The sequence below is a fragment of the Bartonella sp. AA9NXGY genome (genome assembly GCF_042196845.1).
Classification (GTDB): domain Bacteria; phylum Pseudomonadota; class Alphaproteobacteria; order Rhizobiales; family Rhizobiaceae; genus Bartonella.
In genome coordinates, this window is sequence record NZ_JBHIRB010000007.1 from 53790 (window position 1) to 71987 (window position 18198).

Annotated in this window: 16 protein-coding genes and 1 tRNA gene; 4 read left to right on the forward strand and 13 right to left on the reverse strand. The window is 32.8% G+C overall.

Features of this window, described 5'->3' with window-relative positions:
• Window positions 1–293 precede the first annotated feature (293 nt).
• Complete coding sequence (locus ACFIM6_RS04940) at window positions 294–1232, forward strand: COG2958 family protein (protein WP_375611904.1); 939 nt, start codon at window positions 294–296, stop codon at window positions 1230–1232.
• A gap of 546 nt (window positions 1233–1778) precedes the next feature.
• On the opposite strand, the gene sodC is transcribed toward ACFIM6_RS04940, so the two are convergent.
• The 4 genes from sodC to ACFIM6_RS04960 form a co-directional block, all read right to left on the reverse strand.
• The gene (gene sodC / locus ACFIM6_RS04945) at window positions 1779–2306 is read right to left on the reverse strand and encodes a superoxide dismutase [Cu-Zn] SodC (protein WP_375611905.1); all 528 of its coding nucleotides are present in this window, start codon (window positions 2304–2306) and stop codon (window positions 1779–1781) included.
• 454 nt (window positions 2307–2760) lie between these two features.
• Window positions 2761–3069 carry a hypothetical protein gene (locus ACFIM6_RS04950; protein WP_375611906.1) on the reverse strand — a complete coding sequence of 103 codons (309 nt, stop codon included), beginning with the start codon at window positions 3067–3069 and terminating at the stop codon, window positions 2761–2763.
• A complete protein-coding gene (locus ACFIM6_RS04955; protein ID WP_375611907.1) occupies window positions 3062–3406 on the reverse strand; it encodes a hypothetical protein in 345 nt (114 codons plus the stop codon). Before ACFIM6_RS04955 ends, ACFIM6_RS04950 begins: the two co-directional genes overlap by 8 nt.
• 503 nt (window positions 3407–3909) lie before the next feature.
• Entirely contained in the window at window positions 3910–5136 is a 1227-nt protein-coding gene (locus ACFIM6_RS04960) for a UbiH/UbiF family hydroxylase (protein ID WP_375611908.1), read from the reverse strand.
• Between the two features lie 185 nt (window positions 5137–5321).
• On the opposite strand from ACFIM6_RS04960, the gene pcsA reads away from it, so the two are divergent.
• Genes pcsA through ACFIM6_RS04975 form a run of 3 tightly spaced genes read left to right on the forward strand, consistent with a single transcriptional unit; the run spans window position 5322 to window position 7618 of the window.
• Window positions 5322–6140, forward strand: coding sequence for a phosphatidylcholine synthase (gene pcsA, locus ACFIM6_RS04965; protein ID WP_375611909.1), 819 nt, complete (start codon window positions 5322–5324; stop codon window positions 6138–6140).
• Window positions 6141–6161: 21 nt separating this feature from the next.
• Window positions 6162–7208: an enoyl-CoA hydratase/isomerase family protein gene (locus tag ACFIM6_RS04970; RefSeq protein ID WP_375611910.1), complete on the forward strand. Its 1047-nt coding sequence runs from the start codon at window positions 6162–6164 to the stop codon at window positions 7206–7208.
• Window positions 7205–7618 (forward strand): DUF6163 family protein, encoded by a 414-nt coding sequence (locus ACFIM6_RS04975; protein WP_375611911.1) that lies wholly within the window; start codon window positions 7205–7207, stop codon window positions 7616–7618. The genes ACFIM6_RS04970 and ACFIM6_RS04975 overlap by 4 nt, the downstream gene beginning before the upstream one ends.
• Window positions 7619–7928: 310 nt before the next feature.
• Here ACFIM6_RS04975 and ACFIM6_RS04980 read toward each other — a convergent pair whose 3' ends face one another.
• The 9 genes from ACFIM6_RS04980 to ACFIM6_RS05020 form a co-directional block, all read right to left on the reverse strand.
• Complete coding sequence (locus ACFIM6_RS04980) at window positions 7929–8288, reverse strand: hypothetical protein (protein ID WP_273791051.1); 360 nt, start codon at window positions 8286–8288, stop codon at window positions 7929–7931.
• Between the two features lie 108 nt (window positions 8289–8396).
• Window positions 8397–9206 (reverse strand): MBL fold metallo-hydrolase, encoded by an 810-nt coding sequence (locus ACFIM6_RS04985; RefSeq protein ID WP_375611912.1) that lies wholly within the window; start codon window positions 9204–9206, stop codon window positions 8397–8399.
• A gap of 10 nt (window positions 9207–9216) precedes the next feature.
• Window positions 9217–9990, reverse strand: a complete 774-nt coding sequence (locus ACFIM6_RS04990; protein WP_375611913.1) for a TatD family hydrolase — start codon at window positions 9988–9990, stop codon at window positions 9217–9219.
• Complete coding sequence (gene metG, locus ACFIM6_RS04995; RefSeq protein WP_375611914.1) at window positions 9980–11539, reverse strand: methionine--tRNA ligase; 1560 nt, start codon at window positions 11537–11539, stop codon at window positions 9980–9982. The genes ACFIM6_RS04990 and metG overlap by 11 nt, the downstream gene beginning before the upstream one ends.
• A 76-nt stretch (window positions 11540–11615) precedes the next feature.
• Entirely contained in the window at window positions 11616–12659 is a 1044-nt protein-coding gene (locus ACFIM6_RS05000) for a DNA polymerase III subunit delta' (protein WP_375611915.1), read from the reverse strand.
• Window positions 12656–13300, reverse strand: a complete 645-nt coding sequence (gene tmk, locus ACFIM6_RS05005) for a dTMP kinase (RefSeq protein ID WP_375611916.1) — start codon at window positions 13298–13300, stop codon at window positions 12656–12658. Before tmk ends, ACFIM6_RS05000 begins: the two co-directional genes overlap by 4 nt.
• A gap of 28 nt (window positions 13301–13328) precedes the next feature.
• Window positions 13329–14492, reverse strand: coding sequence for a D-alanyl-D-alanine carboxypeptidase family protein (locus ACFIM6_RS05010; RefSeq protein WP_375611917.1), 1164 nt, complete (start codon window positions 14490–14492; stop codon window positions 13329–13331).
• 1089 nt (window positions 14493–15581) lie between these two features.
• Window positions 15582–16481: a septal ring lytic transglycosylase RlpA family protein gene (locus ACFIM6_RS05015; RefSeq protein WP_375610370.1), complete on the reverse strand. Its 900-nt coding sequence runs from the start codon at window positions 16479–16481 to the stop codon at window positions 15582–15584.
• Between the two features lie 551 nt (window positions 16482–17032).
• A tRNA-Lys gene (locus ACFIM6_RS05020) sits at window positions 17033–17108 on the reverse strand.
• Between the last annotated feature and the right edge of the window lie 1090 nt (window positions 17109–18198).

The window sequence follows — 18198 nt, forward strand, 5'->3', positions numbered from 1 at the left end:
TTTAACTTTTTTCTAACGACGTTAAAAGAAAAATGTATAGAAAAGTTATACAAGATTATGCTTTTGTATGGGGATTTGTAGCACATTTACAATTTTTTATAAAAGTACAATCTTATTTTCGTTATGTGAAAAGATCTTTGAGTTATAGTTATAAATTAAAAAAAATATTTTAATTTTATTGAGTAATTTGATAAATGTTCTTTTTTTAAAAAACTTAAACAGTTTATTGTTCTTTCATTTAAAACGCCTGAATATAATGAAATACCCAGAGGATAAAAGGGGGAGTTTTTCATATGACTTTAAATTTAACAAACACTGTTTTTAATTTTTTAAAGAAAAACCCGACAAAAAAGTTTACAGCTCGAGAAATTGCTCAATGGATATTTGAAAATTACCCAGAAAAATGCCGTCAAAAACAAAAGAATTCAACGGCAATAATCACTCCCCTTAATAGTGATGCAGCTCTTATTCAGCAAATTGTTGCTGAAATAGGGGCAAAACGCCCTCAGTTACAAAAGCGTTATTCAGAAATTAAAACCACTGAAGGACGACCGCGACAATATTATTTTACTGAACAAACAGATAGTGCTGAAATTGATACAATAGAGGACAATGCAAAGAGTAGAACAGAAGATGGCTCTGTTAAAGAGCATGATCTTTATCCATTATTATCTAAATTTTTATGGTCAGAGCTTGCAGTTTATAGCAAGCGCATTAATGAGAAATGTTCTCGTAATAAACATGGTGCAGGCGGAAATAAATGGCTTTATCCAGATCTCGTAGGGATGCAAGATTTAAGCAAGGAATGGAATCGTGAAATCAAAGACTGTGTTTTGCAATATTTTGATAAAAAGACAAAGCTTTGGTCTTTTGAAGTAAAAATTCTCATCAATCGTTCAAATTTACGAAAAGCATTTTTTCAAACAGTTAGTAATTCTTCATGGGCTAATTTGAGTTATTTAGTTGCTAGTGAAATTGAAGGAGTTGATACATTAAAAGAGCTTCGGATGCTTTCAAGTTTGCATGGAATTGGATTTATAAGACTTAATAAGGAAAACTCTTCCGAGAGTGAAATCTTAATTCCTGCCAAAGAACGTAGTGATATTGATTGGGATACTGCTAATAGATTAGTGGAGGAAAACAAAGATTTTCTTGATTATATTAAGCTCATTCGTCAATTTTATCAAACTGGTGAGATGCGTCCACTAGATTGGGATCGTATGTATCTATGAGGAGTATTTTTAAAAAGACTCTATTATTTAAAAGCCTTTTTTCAGAGTGATGAAAAATTACTCTAATTATTTTGTTTGACTTATTATATTGATATTGTATCAATTAAAATTTTTCTCACGTACCTCATGAGTAGGGTTGAGTAGGGGAAGAGTAAAAATTCTGTTTTAGACCTGTTATATTTTGTGCATTGAGCGTGATTCCATTAGATACTAGACTTAATGATTATAATTTATTATAAATTTTTTATTATAGAGAGTGAAATTCGACTTTTTTGCTTTTTTACATCAAGCATGGAAAATATTACTTCCTCATATTGAAGTCTTCTTACGGAGAATTTACACTACTATTTCTTTAATTTCCATTGCTGTTCGTTTTGATGATTATTAAGCTTTTTGTTATCCGAACTAAACATTCAAAAAAACATTAATTTTATAAAATATTCACACAGTTTACTCAATTTCTTGAAATAGATTTAAAAAATAAATTTCTCTCACACCTTATGGTAAAGGGAGTGTGTACTGTCTCAGTCTGCCACAATACTCTCTTTATTTTTCAATAATACCGCACGCTAAACGTGCACCACCTCCGCCAAGCGGTAATGGTTTATCTGATTGATTATCAGCCCCTAAATGAATGACTAAAGAGCGCCCTTTAATTTCAGAGATTTTTTTTAATCGTGGAGCAAGAACGCTCATTATGGCATATCCCTGCTTATCAACATAAAGTGCTGGTAAATCACCAAGATGACCATTGACATTATAAGGTCCTAAATGTTTTCCGGTATGTTCCGGATCATAATGTCCACCTGCGCTTCCACCAATTATGCCATCTTTTGTATCACATGAAGGATTTACATGTACATGAAAACCATGCATTCCTTCTGATAAAGTAGATAAATTAGGGATGAAAATCAAACCGTATGTGGTTTCTTCAATTTTAATGCTACCAATAGCCTTTTTGGAATTGTTATATTTTAATTTATAAATATTTACTTGTTTTGATAGTGCTAATGCAGAATTTTTATGAATTAAAAATGCCATAAAAAACAATAATGATAATAATATTTTTTTCATAAAATACCTTTATACTTATATTTTAATATATTGTTGTCTATAAATAACAATCTATATTAATGATATATTATATAAATGTCTTAAATTTAACTTTAAGAAAAATAATTTACATAGAAATATTCTGTTATTAGAAAGAGCAAATAAATTAAAGTGTGTTTATATATATTTCTGAACATAACTTTTATTTTTTGATCTATAAAAAATACAGCTTTTATGGATGGATAATTATATCTCACTTACATTTCTTCAAGAGATGCTTTTAAAAAATCTACTTTTTGAGGTATAATAAGAAATTAAATAAGGAATTTTAGTAAGTTAGCTATTATTTCATTTACAATATGATGATCGTTTCATCAAAAAAAGAACATATAATTTGTTGATGATTTAATTGTTTTTCATAGAAAAAATGACGAGAAATTTCTATTCATTATGAAATTTATAAGAGAAAAAATTATTATGATTCATATAAATTTCCCAATAAAATACAGCATATACCGACACTCCCTCCCATTCCTGATCCTATCAGTGCTCCTATTATTATTCCGGAAGAAAGTGCTACTCCTATACCCATTGCGATAACTGGACCAAATCCTGGAAGAGCAATATAACCATAAGCTGCAAGAGTTGCCGCGATAGCTCCTGATATGCTACCATTTAAACCGCCAATGAAAGAAAATTCTTTAATAGAATGGCAGTACTTTTTTAATTTTTTTTTCTTACAGCTGTGAAAAGAAACGTTGCTGTAAGTTTTTAAATCAATCATATTCTTTTCTTTCATTTTGAATGCTAACTGTTCCTGAATAGTCAACGGATACGAAAAAATGGGACTTTTTAAATTTTACTAAAGCACGCCAGATACCATTGTCATCTAAGCGCAATCGTTTAATATTCTCAAAACCATTTTGCATAAGACAATTTTTAACTTGTGAAGCAGTAAATGAGTTCTGACCTATTTTAGTGACCTTTTGAGTAGAGCTATAGGTAAAGGTTTGACAATAAGGAAGGTGAAAAACTTCACTTATTGAAGTCGTGACTATCAACGAGACACATGCAATCATTATAAAAAAAGTACTTAATTTCAAAAAATTATTTAGTGTCATCTTGTTACCATTTGTTGAAACAACACTTCATTAACCTCTGTGTTACTAACAGGTTCCAAAGATGATTTTATTTTTAATATTATACTTAACAATAAAAATTTTTGAAAATATATTGATTAAATAAAACTGTTTTTATTTATTTTCTTATTAAAATTAATTTAATAAAATAAATTTTTCAAAACGGTATTATTTTTCATTTTATTTATAGTTCTAAATTTAACAGATATAATTTAGCAAGATATCTTTATAATTTAATTTGTAGTCTATAATTCAGTTTTCTCTTATTTCATATCAACATACTAAATATATATAATAATTTTTAATAAAAATAATTTACAGTTATATTAATTACACATGTTATTATTATAAATAAATCAAATAAATATAATTAATTATTTTAATATAATTTGTTACTTCTTAGAAAGAACAAAAATATTTTTTATATCAGTAATAGATATGATTCAAAATGCAATTTATTATTTTACGTTATTATCCATTATTGCTTAGTAGAGCTGTTTTGATGATTTTGTTGGAAATATTTGCATAATTTCCTTAAATCCATAACCGGGATACATTCCTTCGCGCATAAATAAATTACGTAATGGTGGGAAACTATGCAACAAACCAAGCCCAATGCTTCGTATGATATGAACAGGCAACATATGAGAAAGTAGAGCAGAGTTCAGTGTATGAACAGCTCCACTTCGGATTAATATATCTGGTTTGCGGCATTTGTTATAATGTGCAACAATCATTTCAGAGTTAGAATTGGATATTTTATTGGGTAAAATATCAATTAAAGTTTGGACATCACGGAATCCTAAATTCAATCCCTGTGCTCCAATAGGGGGAAAAACATGAGCGGCTTCACCCACTAAAATTGTTCGATTAGCAGCAAAATGATGAGAAAGAAGTCCGAAAAGCGGCCATACTTGAATTGATGTTTCTAAGCTTAGCTTTCCAAGCATTGATTGCATTTGGTTTTCGATCATTTTTGCAATTGTTTTTGGTTCTATATTTAATAATTCCTCAGCGCGAGAAGGATGAACAACCCATACAAGACTAGATCTTCGTCCTGGTAGTGGAACCTGTGTAAATGGACCGTGTTCTGTATGAAATTCAGTTGATGTATTTTGATGAGAAAACTCATGAGAAAAGTTGAGAACAAGTGCTTTTTGGGGATAATTCCACTGTTTGACACTTATCCCTGCTGCGGCACGTGTAAGAGAGTGACGTCCATCAGCTGCAACAACAAGTGGTGCTTGAATAATTCTATGATCAGCAAGAGTAATGCATACATGGTTTTTTGTGTGATGAACAGATTTGGCTGCAGAAACAAATCTTGTAATATTGGGCGTATGTGTAACAGCGTCGACTAAAGCACTGTTCAATTTTACATTAGGTATATTATAGCCAAAAGCTTTTTCGCCAATTTCAGTAGAAGAAAAATGCACCGTAGGAGCATGCACAATTCTAGAAGTTATATCTATAATTCTCATGGACGATAAAGCAGCTGCATGTTTTTGAAGATTATCCCAAATATTGAGTTTTTGAAGCATGCGTATTGCAGGCATCATAAGAGCCGTTGTCCGTAACTCATCTGTATGAGCAGGGGGCCCAACAAGAAAAACAGAAAGTCCCTTCTGTGCAAGACTCAGCGCGGCTAACATTCCGACAGGACCTGCACCAATAACAGCAATATCTTTATGCTCTTCCTTTTCAAATATCACAACGATTTGAACCTTTATTCATTGAGAAAATATTTTAACATTTCCAAATGATCTCTCTCTTTTTATTATATGAAGCTCTTCTATTATTATAGTATGTAATAAATAATGCGATATAAAAAAGTAACCTTTTTATGATTTTTTTAAATGCTGAGTTATATCATCGTTAAAAAATGGCGTATTGATAGATGGTTGAAGACTTTAAAAACGAGGATAAGAAAACCTTGAAACGTAAATTAACAAAGAAAATCAAAACAAATGCTAAATTATTACGCCATAAAAAAGTAACAATGCCACAAGCAAAGGCCTTTTCCGTTCATTTACTAACAGCTTCGGGATCATTTTTAGCGTTTCTTTCTCTTATATCAGCCTCTCAAAAAGAATGGACAGCTATGTTCTGTTGGCTTGGGCTTGCTCTTCTCGTTGATGGTATAGATGGACCAATTGCACGCAAACTTGATGTTAAGTACGTTCTTCCAACATGGTCTGGAGAGCTGTTAGATAATATTATTGATTACGTGACTTATGTCTTAATTCCTGCCTTTGCACTCTATCAAAGTGGTTTCATGGGGGTAGGGTTATCATTTTCATTGAGTGCAATTATTGTTATTTCATCTGCTATTTATTATGCAGATACTAGTATGAAAACCAAAGAAAACTTTTTTAAAGGATTTCCTGTTGTTTGGAATATGATGATTTTTACGCTTTTTGTCGTCAGACCAGGAGAGTGGATTACTTTTATCATTATTGTTCTATCGGCGATTATATCTTTTTTGCCAATTTATTTTATTCATCCAGTAAGAGTACTTCGTTTACGTAGAATTAATTTTCCCATTTTTCTCTTATGGTGTTTTTTTGGTATTTCTGCCTTCTTTTATCAACTAGAGGCTCCCTATTGGGTTAAAATAGGAATTTCGGTAACAGGAATTTATACATATTGTATTGGCGCAATCATGCAAATATTTCCTAAACTTGGGGCAAAAAGTATAAAAAAAACAATGAAATAATTGTTTTAAGAAGGGTGTGAGATGCGAATTAATTTTGGAGCAGATGATGATATTTCTTTTACGAAAGAAGGGCGTGCTGGTATTATAAAGCTCACACGTCCTTCAGCATTAAACGCTCTTAATCAACGAATGGTTTCAGCTTTAAAAAAAGCTCTCAGAACATGGGAAACAGATGATAATGTTTCTTGTGTCTTAATTGAAGGGGAAGGGCGTGCTTTTTGTGCTGGTGGAGATGTTGTAGAAATCTATCATATGGGGAAAAGTGCTGCTGCTTGTCAATACTTTAGAAATGAATATAGTTTAAATGCTTATATCAAACATTTTTCAAAGCCCTACATTTCTTTCTTAAACGGTATTTGGATGGGAGGAGGGGTAGGTATTTCTCTCTATGGCTCGCATCGAATTGTTACAGAAAATACAGTTTTTGCTATGCCAGAAGGTGCGATTGGATTTTTCCCAGATGTAGGTGCAAGTTTTTTCTTACCATCTCTTCCCAATCATTTTGGTATCTATCTTGCATTAACGGGCGCACGTATAAAGTGGGGAGATTGCTTAAATTTAGGATTAGCAACACACGCCGTTGCTGAAACTGAATTCGATATGATTAGAAAAGCTGTTATTGAGCAAGGAGATCCTACTTTAGCTTTAAACGAGCGAGCAATTACAAAAGACTATGAAACAAGTCATGAAATACGTTGTATTATTAACACTTGTTTTAGTGCACATACCTTAGAAGAATGTCTTGAGTTGCTACATAAAAAAAGCAATGAAGATGTTTTATTTGCTAAAGAATGTTATGATATTTTGCAGTCACGTTCTCCGACAAGTTTAAAAGTTATCTGGAAACAAATGAAACAAAATTCATCTCAAACGTTGGAAGATTGTATGAAAATTGAAAACCGCATAGCGTATCATATGATTCATTCACATGATTTTTATGAAGGTATACGTGCTATGTTAATCGATAAGGATAAAAGACCTCAATGGCAACCAGATAAACTTTCAAATGTGACAGATGAAATGGTAGATTCTTACTTCCAACCTGTTGAACAAGAGTTATTATTGTGAAAAATAATTCTCACAAACAGATTTCAAAAATCAATTTAATCTATAACTGTTACTTACGGTTTTTGGCACTTATTTGCTTAGTTCTAGGTATTTGTTATTGGATACGTCTTGTTGGTGTTTTTCCAGGTATTCTATGGCGTTTTGATCTTATGCCTTGGCAGTGGCAATTTGCATCAGCTATATTGGCTATTCTCTATCCTATTGCCTTAGTTGGACTTTGGATGTATTCACTATGGGGTATCATTGTGTGGTGTATTGCAGCATTGATTGAAGCAATAACAATATATTATTCCGATTTTATTTATCAGCCATTTGTACCATTATTTCATGGAATATTGTTTTTAGCTTTTATAGTACTACAAATTGTAATTATTTTTTTTAAAAGAGTAAAAAATAAAAAAACATTGTGATTGAAATTTTCGAGCCAGAATAACAGGCTCGATTTTCGATCTTAGCTAACTTAAGTAGCTCATTTTAAAGCTTCGTTCCTCAAAACGCTGATGCTAGCTATACTTTTCCATAAAGTTCCATAATATATATTATGCGATAATATGATGCAGAAGATAAATCCTTTATCCAAAAAGAAAACCCTACTTTAAAACATCATCATAATATTTATATCATACAATTTACTTTTAAAATAAACTTTGGTCTTTAAGGTATATTCCTTAAAGACCAAAAATAGTGATAACGAAATTACCTATAATAAAATAAGAAAAATTACTGTACTATTTTACAACGTTTCATACGTGCAAGATCGCTTAAAACAGCATTACGATTATTTAAAGCCGAAATTTCATTACTTTCACTGGATTTAGTATCCATAAAAAACAAAGCAGGTACAAATACAACACTTGCTGCTGCTAAAGCCACGTTCTTATTTCTTGCTTTAGAACGCTCTGCAATTGTATCATTAATCTGACGTTTATTAGCAAAAAACTCCCGTTGAATATCGGCACAACTCATTGATCCGTCATGTAATGTTGTCGTTGCAATATTTTTTTCTAAACGCCCCCCACATGCTGTTAAGGAAACCGCTAAAACCACAATACATACACCCCGCTTAAAATTCTTATACATAAAAGCCTCATTTTTGACATAAAAAACACTAAATATGTCAAAAATGAAATAAAATAAAGGATAAATTTAAAAGTATTTTATTTAACTTAAATATTGCGCATAATAAGCTTATGCATCTGTTTCAAAAGTAAGACCTTGATATGCAGGTTTTACATAGGATGGAACGTAATTTATAACCTTATTGTAATCCAGCGATCTGTCCATATGTGTGAGTATTGCTTGTTTTGGCTTTAAATATTCTATCCACTGTAATGCTTGATCAACAGAAAAATGACTCGGATGGGATTTAAATTGAAGAGCTTCAATGATGAGAACATCCAAATCCATTAATTTGGATAAAGTTTTTTCAGGAAATTCACTAACATCCGTACAATAGGCAACGTTCCCAATCCGAAAACCTAAGGAATGAATGTTTCCGTGGTGTTGTAAATGTGTATTGACGCTTATTTCTCCGCCCTGCCCCTGAATAATAAATTGGCTATCTTCATTGATAAGATGCTCTTTTAAAATGGGAGAATAAGATGAATCTTTTGGAGTTTGAAAACAATATCCGAAAGCACTTTTGAGATGCTCTAGTGTAAATCTGTCGGCATAGATATCTATTAAACATTTTTGTGCAAGTGCATAGCTGCGTAAATCATCAATACCGTGGATATGGTCTGCATGAGAATGCGTGTAAAGAGCAGCATCAAGATGGCTTACACGCGCATCGATCATTTGTGAGCGAAAATCTGGACCTGTATCAATAACGATCGTTGTTTTGCCTCCTGAAGGTTTAATACGTTCAACTAATAAAGAACTTCTGTAGCGTTTATTTTTAGGGTTATTCGGATCACATGTTCCCCAATCACCATTAGGTCTTGGCACTCCTGGAGAAGGACCACAACCTAATATTGTAAATCGGTATTGATCACACATATCTTTTGCCTTATTTCATTTTGCTAAATAAACGAAAAGCATTACGCGTTGTTATTTGAGCTGTTTCTTCAATGCTTAAGCCAATTGTTTCAGCCAAAACAGCTGCTGTATAACATACAAAAGATGGTTCATTTGTTTTGCCTCGATGGGGACTAGGTGCTAAAAATGGAGCATCTGTTTCCACTAACAAATGCTCATGGGGCACAATTTTTGCTATTTCACGGATTTCAAGTGCGTTTTTAAAAGTAAGAATACCCGAAAAAGAAATATAACCACCAAGTTCAATTCCAGCACGAGCAAGTTGCATTCCAGACGAATAACAATGAAGGATAAAGGGAAAAGCTCCTTCTTTTATTTGTTCACGTAATATTTTCTCCATATCGATATCGGCATTGCGTGAATGTATAACAAGAGGAATCTGTGTTTCTCGAGAAGCAATGATATGTTCTTGAAAAACTTTCTTTTGCTCTTCTGGTGTAGAGTAATCATAATGATAATCAAGGCCCCCTTCCCCAAACGCAACAATTTTAGGATGATTCGAGAGCTGTATAAGCTCTTCCGCTGTAATATTTTGTTCTTCATGCGCGTGATTGGGGTGTGTTCCAACGGAACAAAAGACTTGATCATAGCTTTGCGCAATGGCTAACAGTTTATCTAACTTATAAACATGGGTTGAAATTGTTATCATACGTTTAACGTCAGCATCTAAAGCCCGTTGGATAACATTATCCAAATCTTGTGAAAAATCTTCAAAATCAAGATGACAATGTGTATCAATCAACATGATGAGTGTCTTCTTTCTTCAAGATATAACGAGGAAAAATTGGTTCTGGTGGTGGAAGATCAAGCCCTTCTTGAATTTTTGAATGACTTATATGATACAATAACCGATCATCTTCAGCAACCGCAAGGCTATCAAGAAGTTTCGTTGCTGATTGGGGTATGAAAGGCAAAAGCATAATTCCTATTCTCCGCAAGATTTCTACAGTTATATAAAGAACTGTAGAAAATCGTTCTCGATCGTTTTTACGTAAACTCCAAGGTTGTTCGTTGGCAAAATAGCGATTGGCATCTGCTACAATTGAAAAAATAGCTGAAAGTGCTAAATGCATACTATAAGAAGACATAGCTTGGTGTACAGTTTCAAGTACTTGAAGAGATTGTTCTAAAAGCTGTTTATCTTGAGCTAAAAATAAAGCTGGTTTCGGGACTTGTGCATTACAATTTTTGGCAATCATAGACAAACAGCGCTGTGCTAAATTACCAAGATCGTTAGCAAGATCAGCATTAATACGGTTCACAAGGCTTTCATGACTATAACTACCATCTTGTCCGAATGGCACTTCACGGAGAAGGAAATAACGGACCTGATCAAGACCATAATGATCAACCATTTCAAAAGGATCAACGACATTTCCAATAGATTTTGACATTTTTGCACCACGATTAAGTAAAAAACCATGGGCAAAAATATTTTTAGGCAATTCAATTCCAGCAGACATTAAAAATGCCGGCCAATAGACTGCATGAAAACGAATAATATCCTTACCAATAATATGCGTATTTGCAGGCCAAAAATCACGTTTTTTTGAATTTTCATTGAAAAAACCTATTGCTGATAGATAATTTGTAAGCGCATCAACCCAGACATACATCACGTGCTTTGGATTCTCAGGAACAGCAATTCCCCAGTTAAAACTTGCGCGTGAAATAGAGATATCTTTTAAACCTGATTTGATAAAACTTATAATTTCATTACGCCGCTCAAATGGAGCAATAAAATCAGGATGTTTTTCATAATATTCAAGAAGAGCCTTTTCATAATGAGAAAGTTTAAAAAAATAACTTTCTTCTTCATTCCATTCAACTGGAGAGCCTAATTCCTTCTCACGACGGATGTTGTCTGGTCCAACTTCCGTATCTTTTTCTTCATAATAGGCTTCTTGGCGAACCGAATACCACCCCGTATAACGACCGAGATAAATATCGCCATTTGCTTCCATCTTTTTCCAAATTTCTTGACAAGCTTGATAATGGCGTTCTTCTGTCGTACGGATAAAATCATCGTTAGAACAATTTAATACTGCAAGCATTTTTTGAAACACCGCACTATTACGATCTGCAAGCTGCTGAGGTGTCATGCCTAATGCAGCTGCGGTTTGTTGCATCTTGAGACCATGCTCATCTGTACCAGAAAGAAAAAATACATTTTTTCCGTTTAACCGTTGAAAGCGGGCTAAAACATCGCTTGCAATTGCACTATAAGCATGTCCAATATGTGGAGCACCATTAGGATAAAAAATGGGAGTTGTTATGTAATATGTGTCACGCATGTCATACTCGTTGTAAAACGCTATAAATAAAAGATATTATGACATAACGTTTGTTTATCGCATTGTCACGGAAAAACTAATCCTCATGAATGATCTTATGAACTTTAAAAAGCAAGTTAATAACAAACTGCTTTTTATCGAGATTAAACAGTTGTATTTCCTCTATTTCTTGATGAATCTCCCGCCATTTTTCCGCATATTTTTTTGAGAGAAATAAGTCTCCCTTTTCAACGAGCATGATAGCTTTTTTTTGAATTTTATTAAGAATTTCATCACAAAATTGTTGAAATTGGAATGTAGAAGAAACAGATGAAAATGTTTGTGCAAGAGTATGTACAATCATTGCGTTACAAACAGGTTTCTCTAGGAGAGCATCAATTGTTTTAATAATTTCAAAACCGCCATGGCAAACAAGTAAAGCAGCTTTTCGAGGACTTCCTTTAGATTTTTCAATAATCATTTCAATTGTTTTCTCATCAGGTAAATCCTGATTGGCGAAAATATGTGTAATAACTTTTTTCATTTCATCGTTATTCAAGGGACGAAAAGAGATTTTTTGACACCGTGAATGGATTGTTGGAAGCAATTTGCCAGAAGAATGCGCGATAATAACAAATAACGTTTTTGTAGGTGGTTCTTCAAGTATTTTAAGAATTGCATTTGCTGCATTTCTATTCATATCATCTGCAGAATCAACAATAACTATACGCCATCCATTTTCTTGTGATGTTCGGCTTAAAAAATGCATAATATCACGGATATCATCAACGAGTATTCCTGTTTTAAACTTTTGCGTTTTCACATCAAATCGACGTGAAATATACAAAAGACCAGGGTGACTTCCTTGTGTAATTTGGCGCCATGGGGTAGAATAAGGATCGGGTTTCAAGAAAGCACTCTGTTGAAAACTTAAAATGTTCCAAGCAAGATGAAAGGCTAATGTAGCCTTTCCAATCCCATATTCTCCTTCAAATAATAATGCATGATGTAAACGCTCTTCTTTAAGCATTTGTGTCAAAAAATGACGCACATCCTCATGACCAAAGATAACATTGTTCTGGGATGGTGATAAAATTGTATCAATATCATCATATTGGCGTAAGGTATTTACATTACTCATGAAAGCTGATCCAACAATACCTGATGACAAATATTTTTTATTTGATGAGCAATGGCTTCCACTGAGCCAGTGGCATCAATAACTCGAAATCTATGGGGTTCCTGTTTGGCCAATTGAAGAAAAGCCTGACGCCTTTGTTCTTGAATTTCCAACTGATCTTTTTCAAAATAATCAATTTCTTCTGTTTTTTTTCTTCGCAAATTTGCACGCTTCATACCACACATTGCAGGCATATCTAATAAAAATGTTAAATGAGGCAAAATACCATTGAGCGCAATACACTCTAAAACAGAAAGAAGAGAAGAACTGACGCTATCATTGAGTCCTTGATAAACGCGTGTAGAATCAATAAAGCGGTCACATAAAACGATTTTACCTTTTTGCAAAGAAGGTGCGATAACCTCAGTAACATGGTCGACACGTGCAGCTGTAAACAAAACAGCTTCAATCAACGGTCCATACTGTCGCGCCTGCCCCGACAACAAAATATGCCGGATTGCTTCTGCTCCTGGTGTTCCTCCTGGTTCTCGTGTTGTGACAACATCATAACCTTGGTGTGAGAGAGACTCAGCAAGTAAAGAAATCTGCACCGTTTTCCCTACCCCGTCCCCTCCTTCGAATGTAATAAAATAACCTGACACGTATGATCTTAACCTTATTAGCGCGTAACTATAAATATTTTCGTAACCATCCAATTGTTATTTCATAGAATGCATTTTTTACTTTTGCAAAGAAACTTCCTTCCTGAACATTCATTCCGGCAAAAACTGGTTTTTCCAGAAGAACCTTTTTATCTTCTAAAATTTGAATAACGCCAACTGATTTCCCAGAAACGATGGGAGCTTTCAATGGACCATGATATTTAATTTTTGCTTTAACATTTACTTTTTTTTCATTCGAAAGCATAAAACTTATTGGTGTTTTAACAATGAGTGGAACAAAATTTTTCTTACCACCGTAAACAGAAGCACGACCAACCGTTTCTTCTTTTGTGAAAATTGTTTTGAGATCAAATGCCGTCATCCCCCATTGAAGAATGCGTTCTATTTCTTTTGTATATTTTTTACCATCTTGCAAACCATTGATTGCTAAAAAAAGACGTCGATGATTTTTAGAAATGGTGGCAACCATTGAAAAACCTTCTTTTTCACTGTAGCCAAAACCAAATCCTTCTACACCAATTTCCTTAGAAATAAGAGGGTTTTTATTACGTTGAAAAATATTATTCCATGTAAAATGAGGCTCACAATAAAGTGCATAATAATCCGGATATTCCTGAACAATATGACGTGCTAATATAATCATATCACGCACAGTTACAAATTGTCCCTCTTCGGGTAGCCCTGTAGCATTAACAAAATGACTCTGAGATAATCCGATTATTTTTGCGCGCTGATTCATCAGTTTTACAAAATGATCTTCATGTCCTGATATTCCTTCAGCAAGAATAATAGCAGCATCATTTCCATTCACAATAATTAAACCACGTAAAAGATCAGAAACACTGATTTCTGTCTTTATCTTTGCAAACATAGTGGTTGTACCGGAAGGTGCTCCACCTTTGCGCCAAGCATTTTCACTGACCTTGAATTTCTGCGTACTTTTTAATAATCCTTTTTTTAATTGATGAAATACAACTTCTGCTGTCATCAATTTTACTAATGAAGCAGGGAAAAAAGGAATATCACTTTGTTTTTCATAAAGTATTGTCTCTGTATCATCATCGAGTAATAACAGTTGTGATGCGGAAGTTTGAAAATCTTGTGCTCTCCCCCACGTATCAAATGCCAATACTCCCCATAATATCAATAAGATCCTTAATGCTGTATACATAGCTGCTCCTCCCATCCCAAAGATCAACATAAAGAATCTTATATAGGAAAAAACTTTTTGATTTCTGAAAATTGAGGAATTATTTACAACTCATAAAAAGATTTTATTTTCATTTAGCTTTAGAAAAAATAATATGACACGTTTTTTATCTTCCATGTAGGTTCAATTTAACATTTTAAATGTATGAGAGACAAAAGATTTTTTCCTATTTTTATTGATAGTATTTTGATTTGTTATGATAAATTATCATTTTAAAATTGAAGCTAACTCAAAATACTGTAAGATTCTCTCATCCCCTCTTCTCATATTGAATTCATTAAAAATCGCTTACTTACGGGTCATAAGTAGGGTTCGTATATGGATAAAAATTATTAAAAAAGAGAGTAAAAATACTTCTTATAAACCTCTCAAGTGTTAAGAATTATCGCACAAAACATTGGGGGCTTGCAAAGTGTATGATGGTGTCGATTTATATCTTCATAAGAGTAAAGATGCTGATGTCTAAAGGCGTTAACAGTTATACCATTCACAGGCGCTGTCGCAAAATAGGCTTGTAGCGTGTTAAAGTATGTCTCTTTTAAATAAGTCCATGAATTGGCAATGTAAGTGTATTTTGTTTGAGACGCTCTGTTTTTCGTGAGGGAACTTACTCCATTAAAGAACATGATAAACAAAAGCATGAGATAATGCATAATCTTTTCATAAGATATTACCGTAGATACTTTAGAAAGATGCAAGGCCGAATCAAAAGAAAATATTTTTTTACTTGTTAAGCTTTTTATTCCTCTCAAATCGAGAGTACAAGTTGTTTTAGAGATTACACAAACAGACTGACACAATAATTTACCTTCGTCTAGCAAAAGCTATTACAGCAAGAAAAGTACACGCTTTATTAAGCAAGCAATATCATAAAACGACGAATAGACCAGCAATGGAGTGGAAAGGCCGTACTGAATTTATAATAATAGAACCCAACCACGCTTTTTGAAAAGGACAAAGCGCTTTAAGATAAAAATCCTACACTAAATCCGTAATTTCTTACCTTTTTTACTAGAAAATTATATAGATAAAAAATCAATGCATTTTTTCTTAAAACAGTTGTAGCCAATTAACCTTTGTTTTTTTGTTTAGCTTATTTATAGAAGCAACTTGATCGAATGGTATCGGCTTATCAACCATGATAGGACCAATTTCTGGCAATTTAACTGCAACAGTTTTATTACGTTGTTCTTGTTCAACAGCAGCTGCTTTAGCTAATTCTTTTTTGTTCCTTGTATTGCGCTGCTCTTTTAACAAAACAGTTTCTCTTTTTTTCGCAACATTTTCCGACGCTAATGAATATGGGGCAGCATTTCCAGGAGTATAAGAGGACATTAAATATGCAGCATCATAATAGCCAACAGGTGCTTCAGCAATATATTCTACTTTAACATCTGCGACCCCCCTATCTACATACCCCAATATTGCCGCAGCTTGCCTTGATAAATCAATGATTCTGTCTTTCATAAAAGGTCCGCGATCATTCACTCTAACAACGATTGAAGACCCATTTTTCAAATTAGTAACACGAGCATAGCTAGGTAAAGGCATTGTAGGATGAGCAGCAGTCAAAAGATTCATGTCATAAATTTCACCGTTGGCAGTTAAACGTCCATGAAAATCTGAACCATACCATGATGCTTCGCCAACACGTTTATAAGTTGGATCACTTTGAGGATAATACCACTTTCCTTTTATTTGATAAGGTTTACCAACAATCGCTCGTCCACGCTTTTTTTCTTCCGATTGATTCTTCTTATTAGATACTTGTTGAGGTAGTACAGAAGTGTTTACGTTAATTGGTTTATTATGATAGGAATCTTTTATTGAAAAATTCATAGTTTGGCTTGCGCAACAAGATACCAGTGACTGAGAAATGACGATCATAGAAAACAATTGAAGTGTTGGTTTAATCATAAAAGTAATTTTCTTTTTTCTATTTGAAGGCATCTATTCAGTCCACTTATTTCTGTTAAGTACTACTTGTAAAAACCACGTCACGCTTTTTGTACGCAACGGAAGAATTTACGTTTTTAAATGATTCCCCTCGCGCATATACCACTCTTGAATTGGCCCCTTCTATCAAGAAATTAACGTATTGTTAACCTTTTTATGGTTTTCATAAGAAATAAATGTACTATAGTAGATGTTAAAAAGATTAAAATTTAAACAAATCAACATCTTATAGAAAATTCATTTCATAATATTAAGTGTGAATAAGTGGTGATTTTAGCAACTGTTTTGCGAATCATGTAATGCAGTGGGTATTAAAAACCACCTATGGATTGAGAAAATTAGAAACCGCATGTGCTGCCAACGCAGGTACAACCCTATCGTAATCTTAAAGCTCTTTTTTGTTGGACAAGAGACAGCATAGCACCGCTCTATTCCAAAAACAGCTGATAGAAAATGACAGACTATAGAATCGATAAAAACTTCAAAAAGAATCAAAACAAAAAAGATTCTTAAATTTTTTATAGCCTATTGATATTACTTAAATTTGGTGAGCGCGCAGGGATTCGAACCCTGGACCTACTGATTAAAAGTCAGTTGCTCTACCAGCTGAGCTACGCGCTCTCACACAAGCTATCTAGTTTGCAGAAAGTGAAGGGAACATACGGTTGACTTTCCATTTGGTCAACACCTTTTGGAAAAAATATTATTATTTTCTTCAGTTATCAATAATTTTCCGTTTTCGCCCCTTTACTTCATCATTGTATAAGTACTCTTTAAATCTTCTTTTTGAAGTTTCAATAAAGGAAAAATTTCACTGCAAAATATTGCATAGATTCGAAGCGTTAAAATTATGAGCAATACCCCCTTCCCCTCACATGGGTTGTTGAGCATAATGGGTAGAGAAGAAAAAATACCTTTTATTATAATATTATTTTTATATCTTTATATTTTAGTGTTTAATTTTCAAATATGAATACAGCTTTATAAGATAATATATTGATTTATAATAATTTATTACTTTTTACTTGAGTGAAAATTCTCAAATACTGTAAGTTTTTCTCATTTCAAATCTTTTTTATATTGAAACAATAAAAAGCATTTTCTTGACCGATATAAGCGAGAGAATAAAACTATAAAAAAGAAATGAAAATACCTTTTATGCTTCCTTTCAATAACCAAAAATTATCGCAACATTAGGGTTCATGGAAATAGTATATAGCGGTTGACACGTTAGACTTGAAAATGGAACAATGAGCAACAATGGCTTTGAGAGTATGATTTTTATTCATGTATAATGAATATATAACGAAAGCCAATTTATCCTATAGAATCAAGTAGATATGAAGCAAAAATTTAGTCTCATTGAAAATATCCCGAATGACTATAAATTATGCTCACTATTAGAGCTGTAGATAATTTTACTAAGAATAAAAAAGCAGAAATAATATGCAGTATGCAAAATTATTTTAAGTGTTTTGAATATATAGAATGCCTTCTAGTTAACTTTTTTATATCAAAAATTATAAAATACGTAGATATATTTTTAGAAGAAAAGGATAATACTAGTCACAAAATTTAGTGTTGGATAATTCAGTCAGAACTATAAAGTATATTTATACATTATTTAATATTAATGTATATATACAGTATATAAATAATAATTTAAATATATCTATAAATAAACATATTGATTTATTAAACGATAAGATCA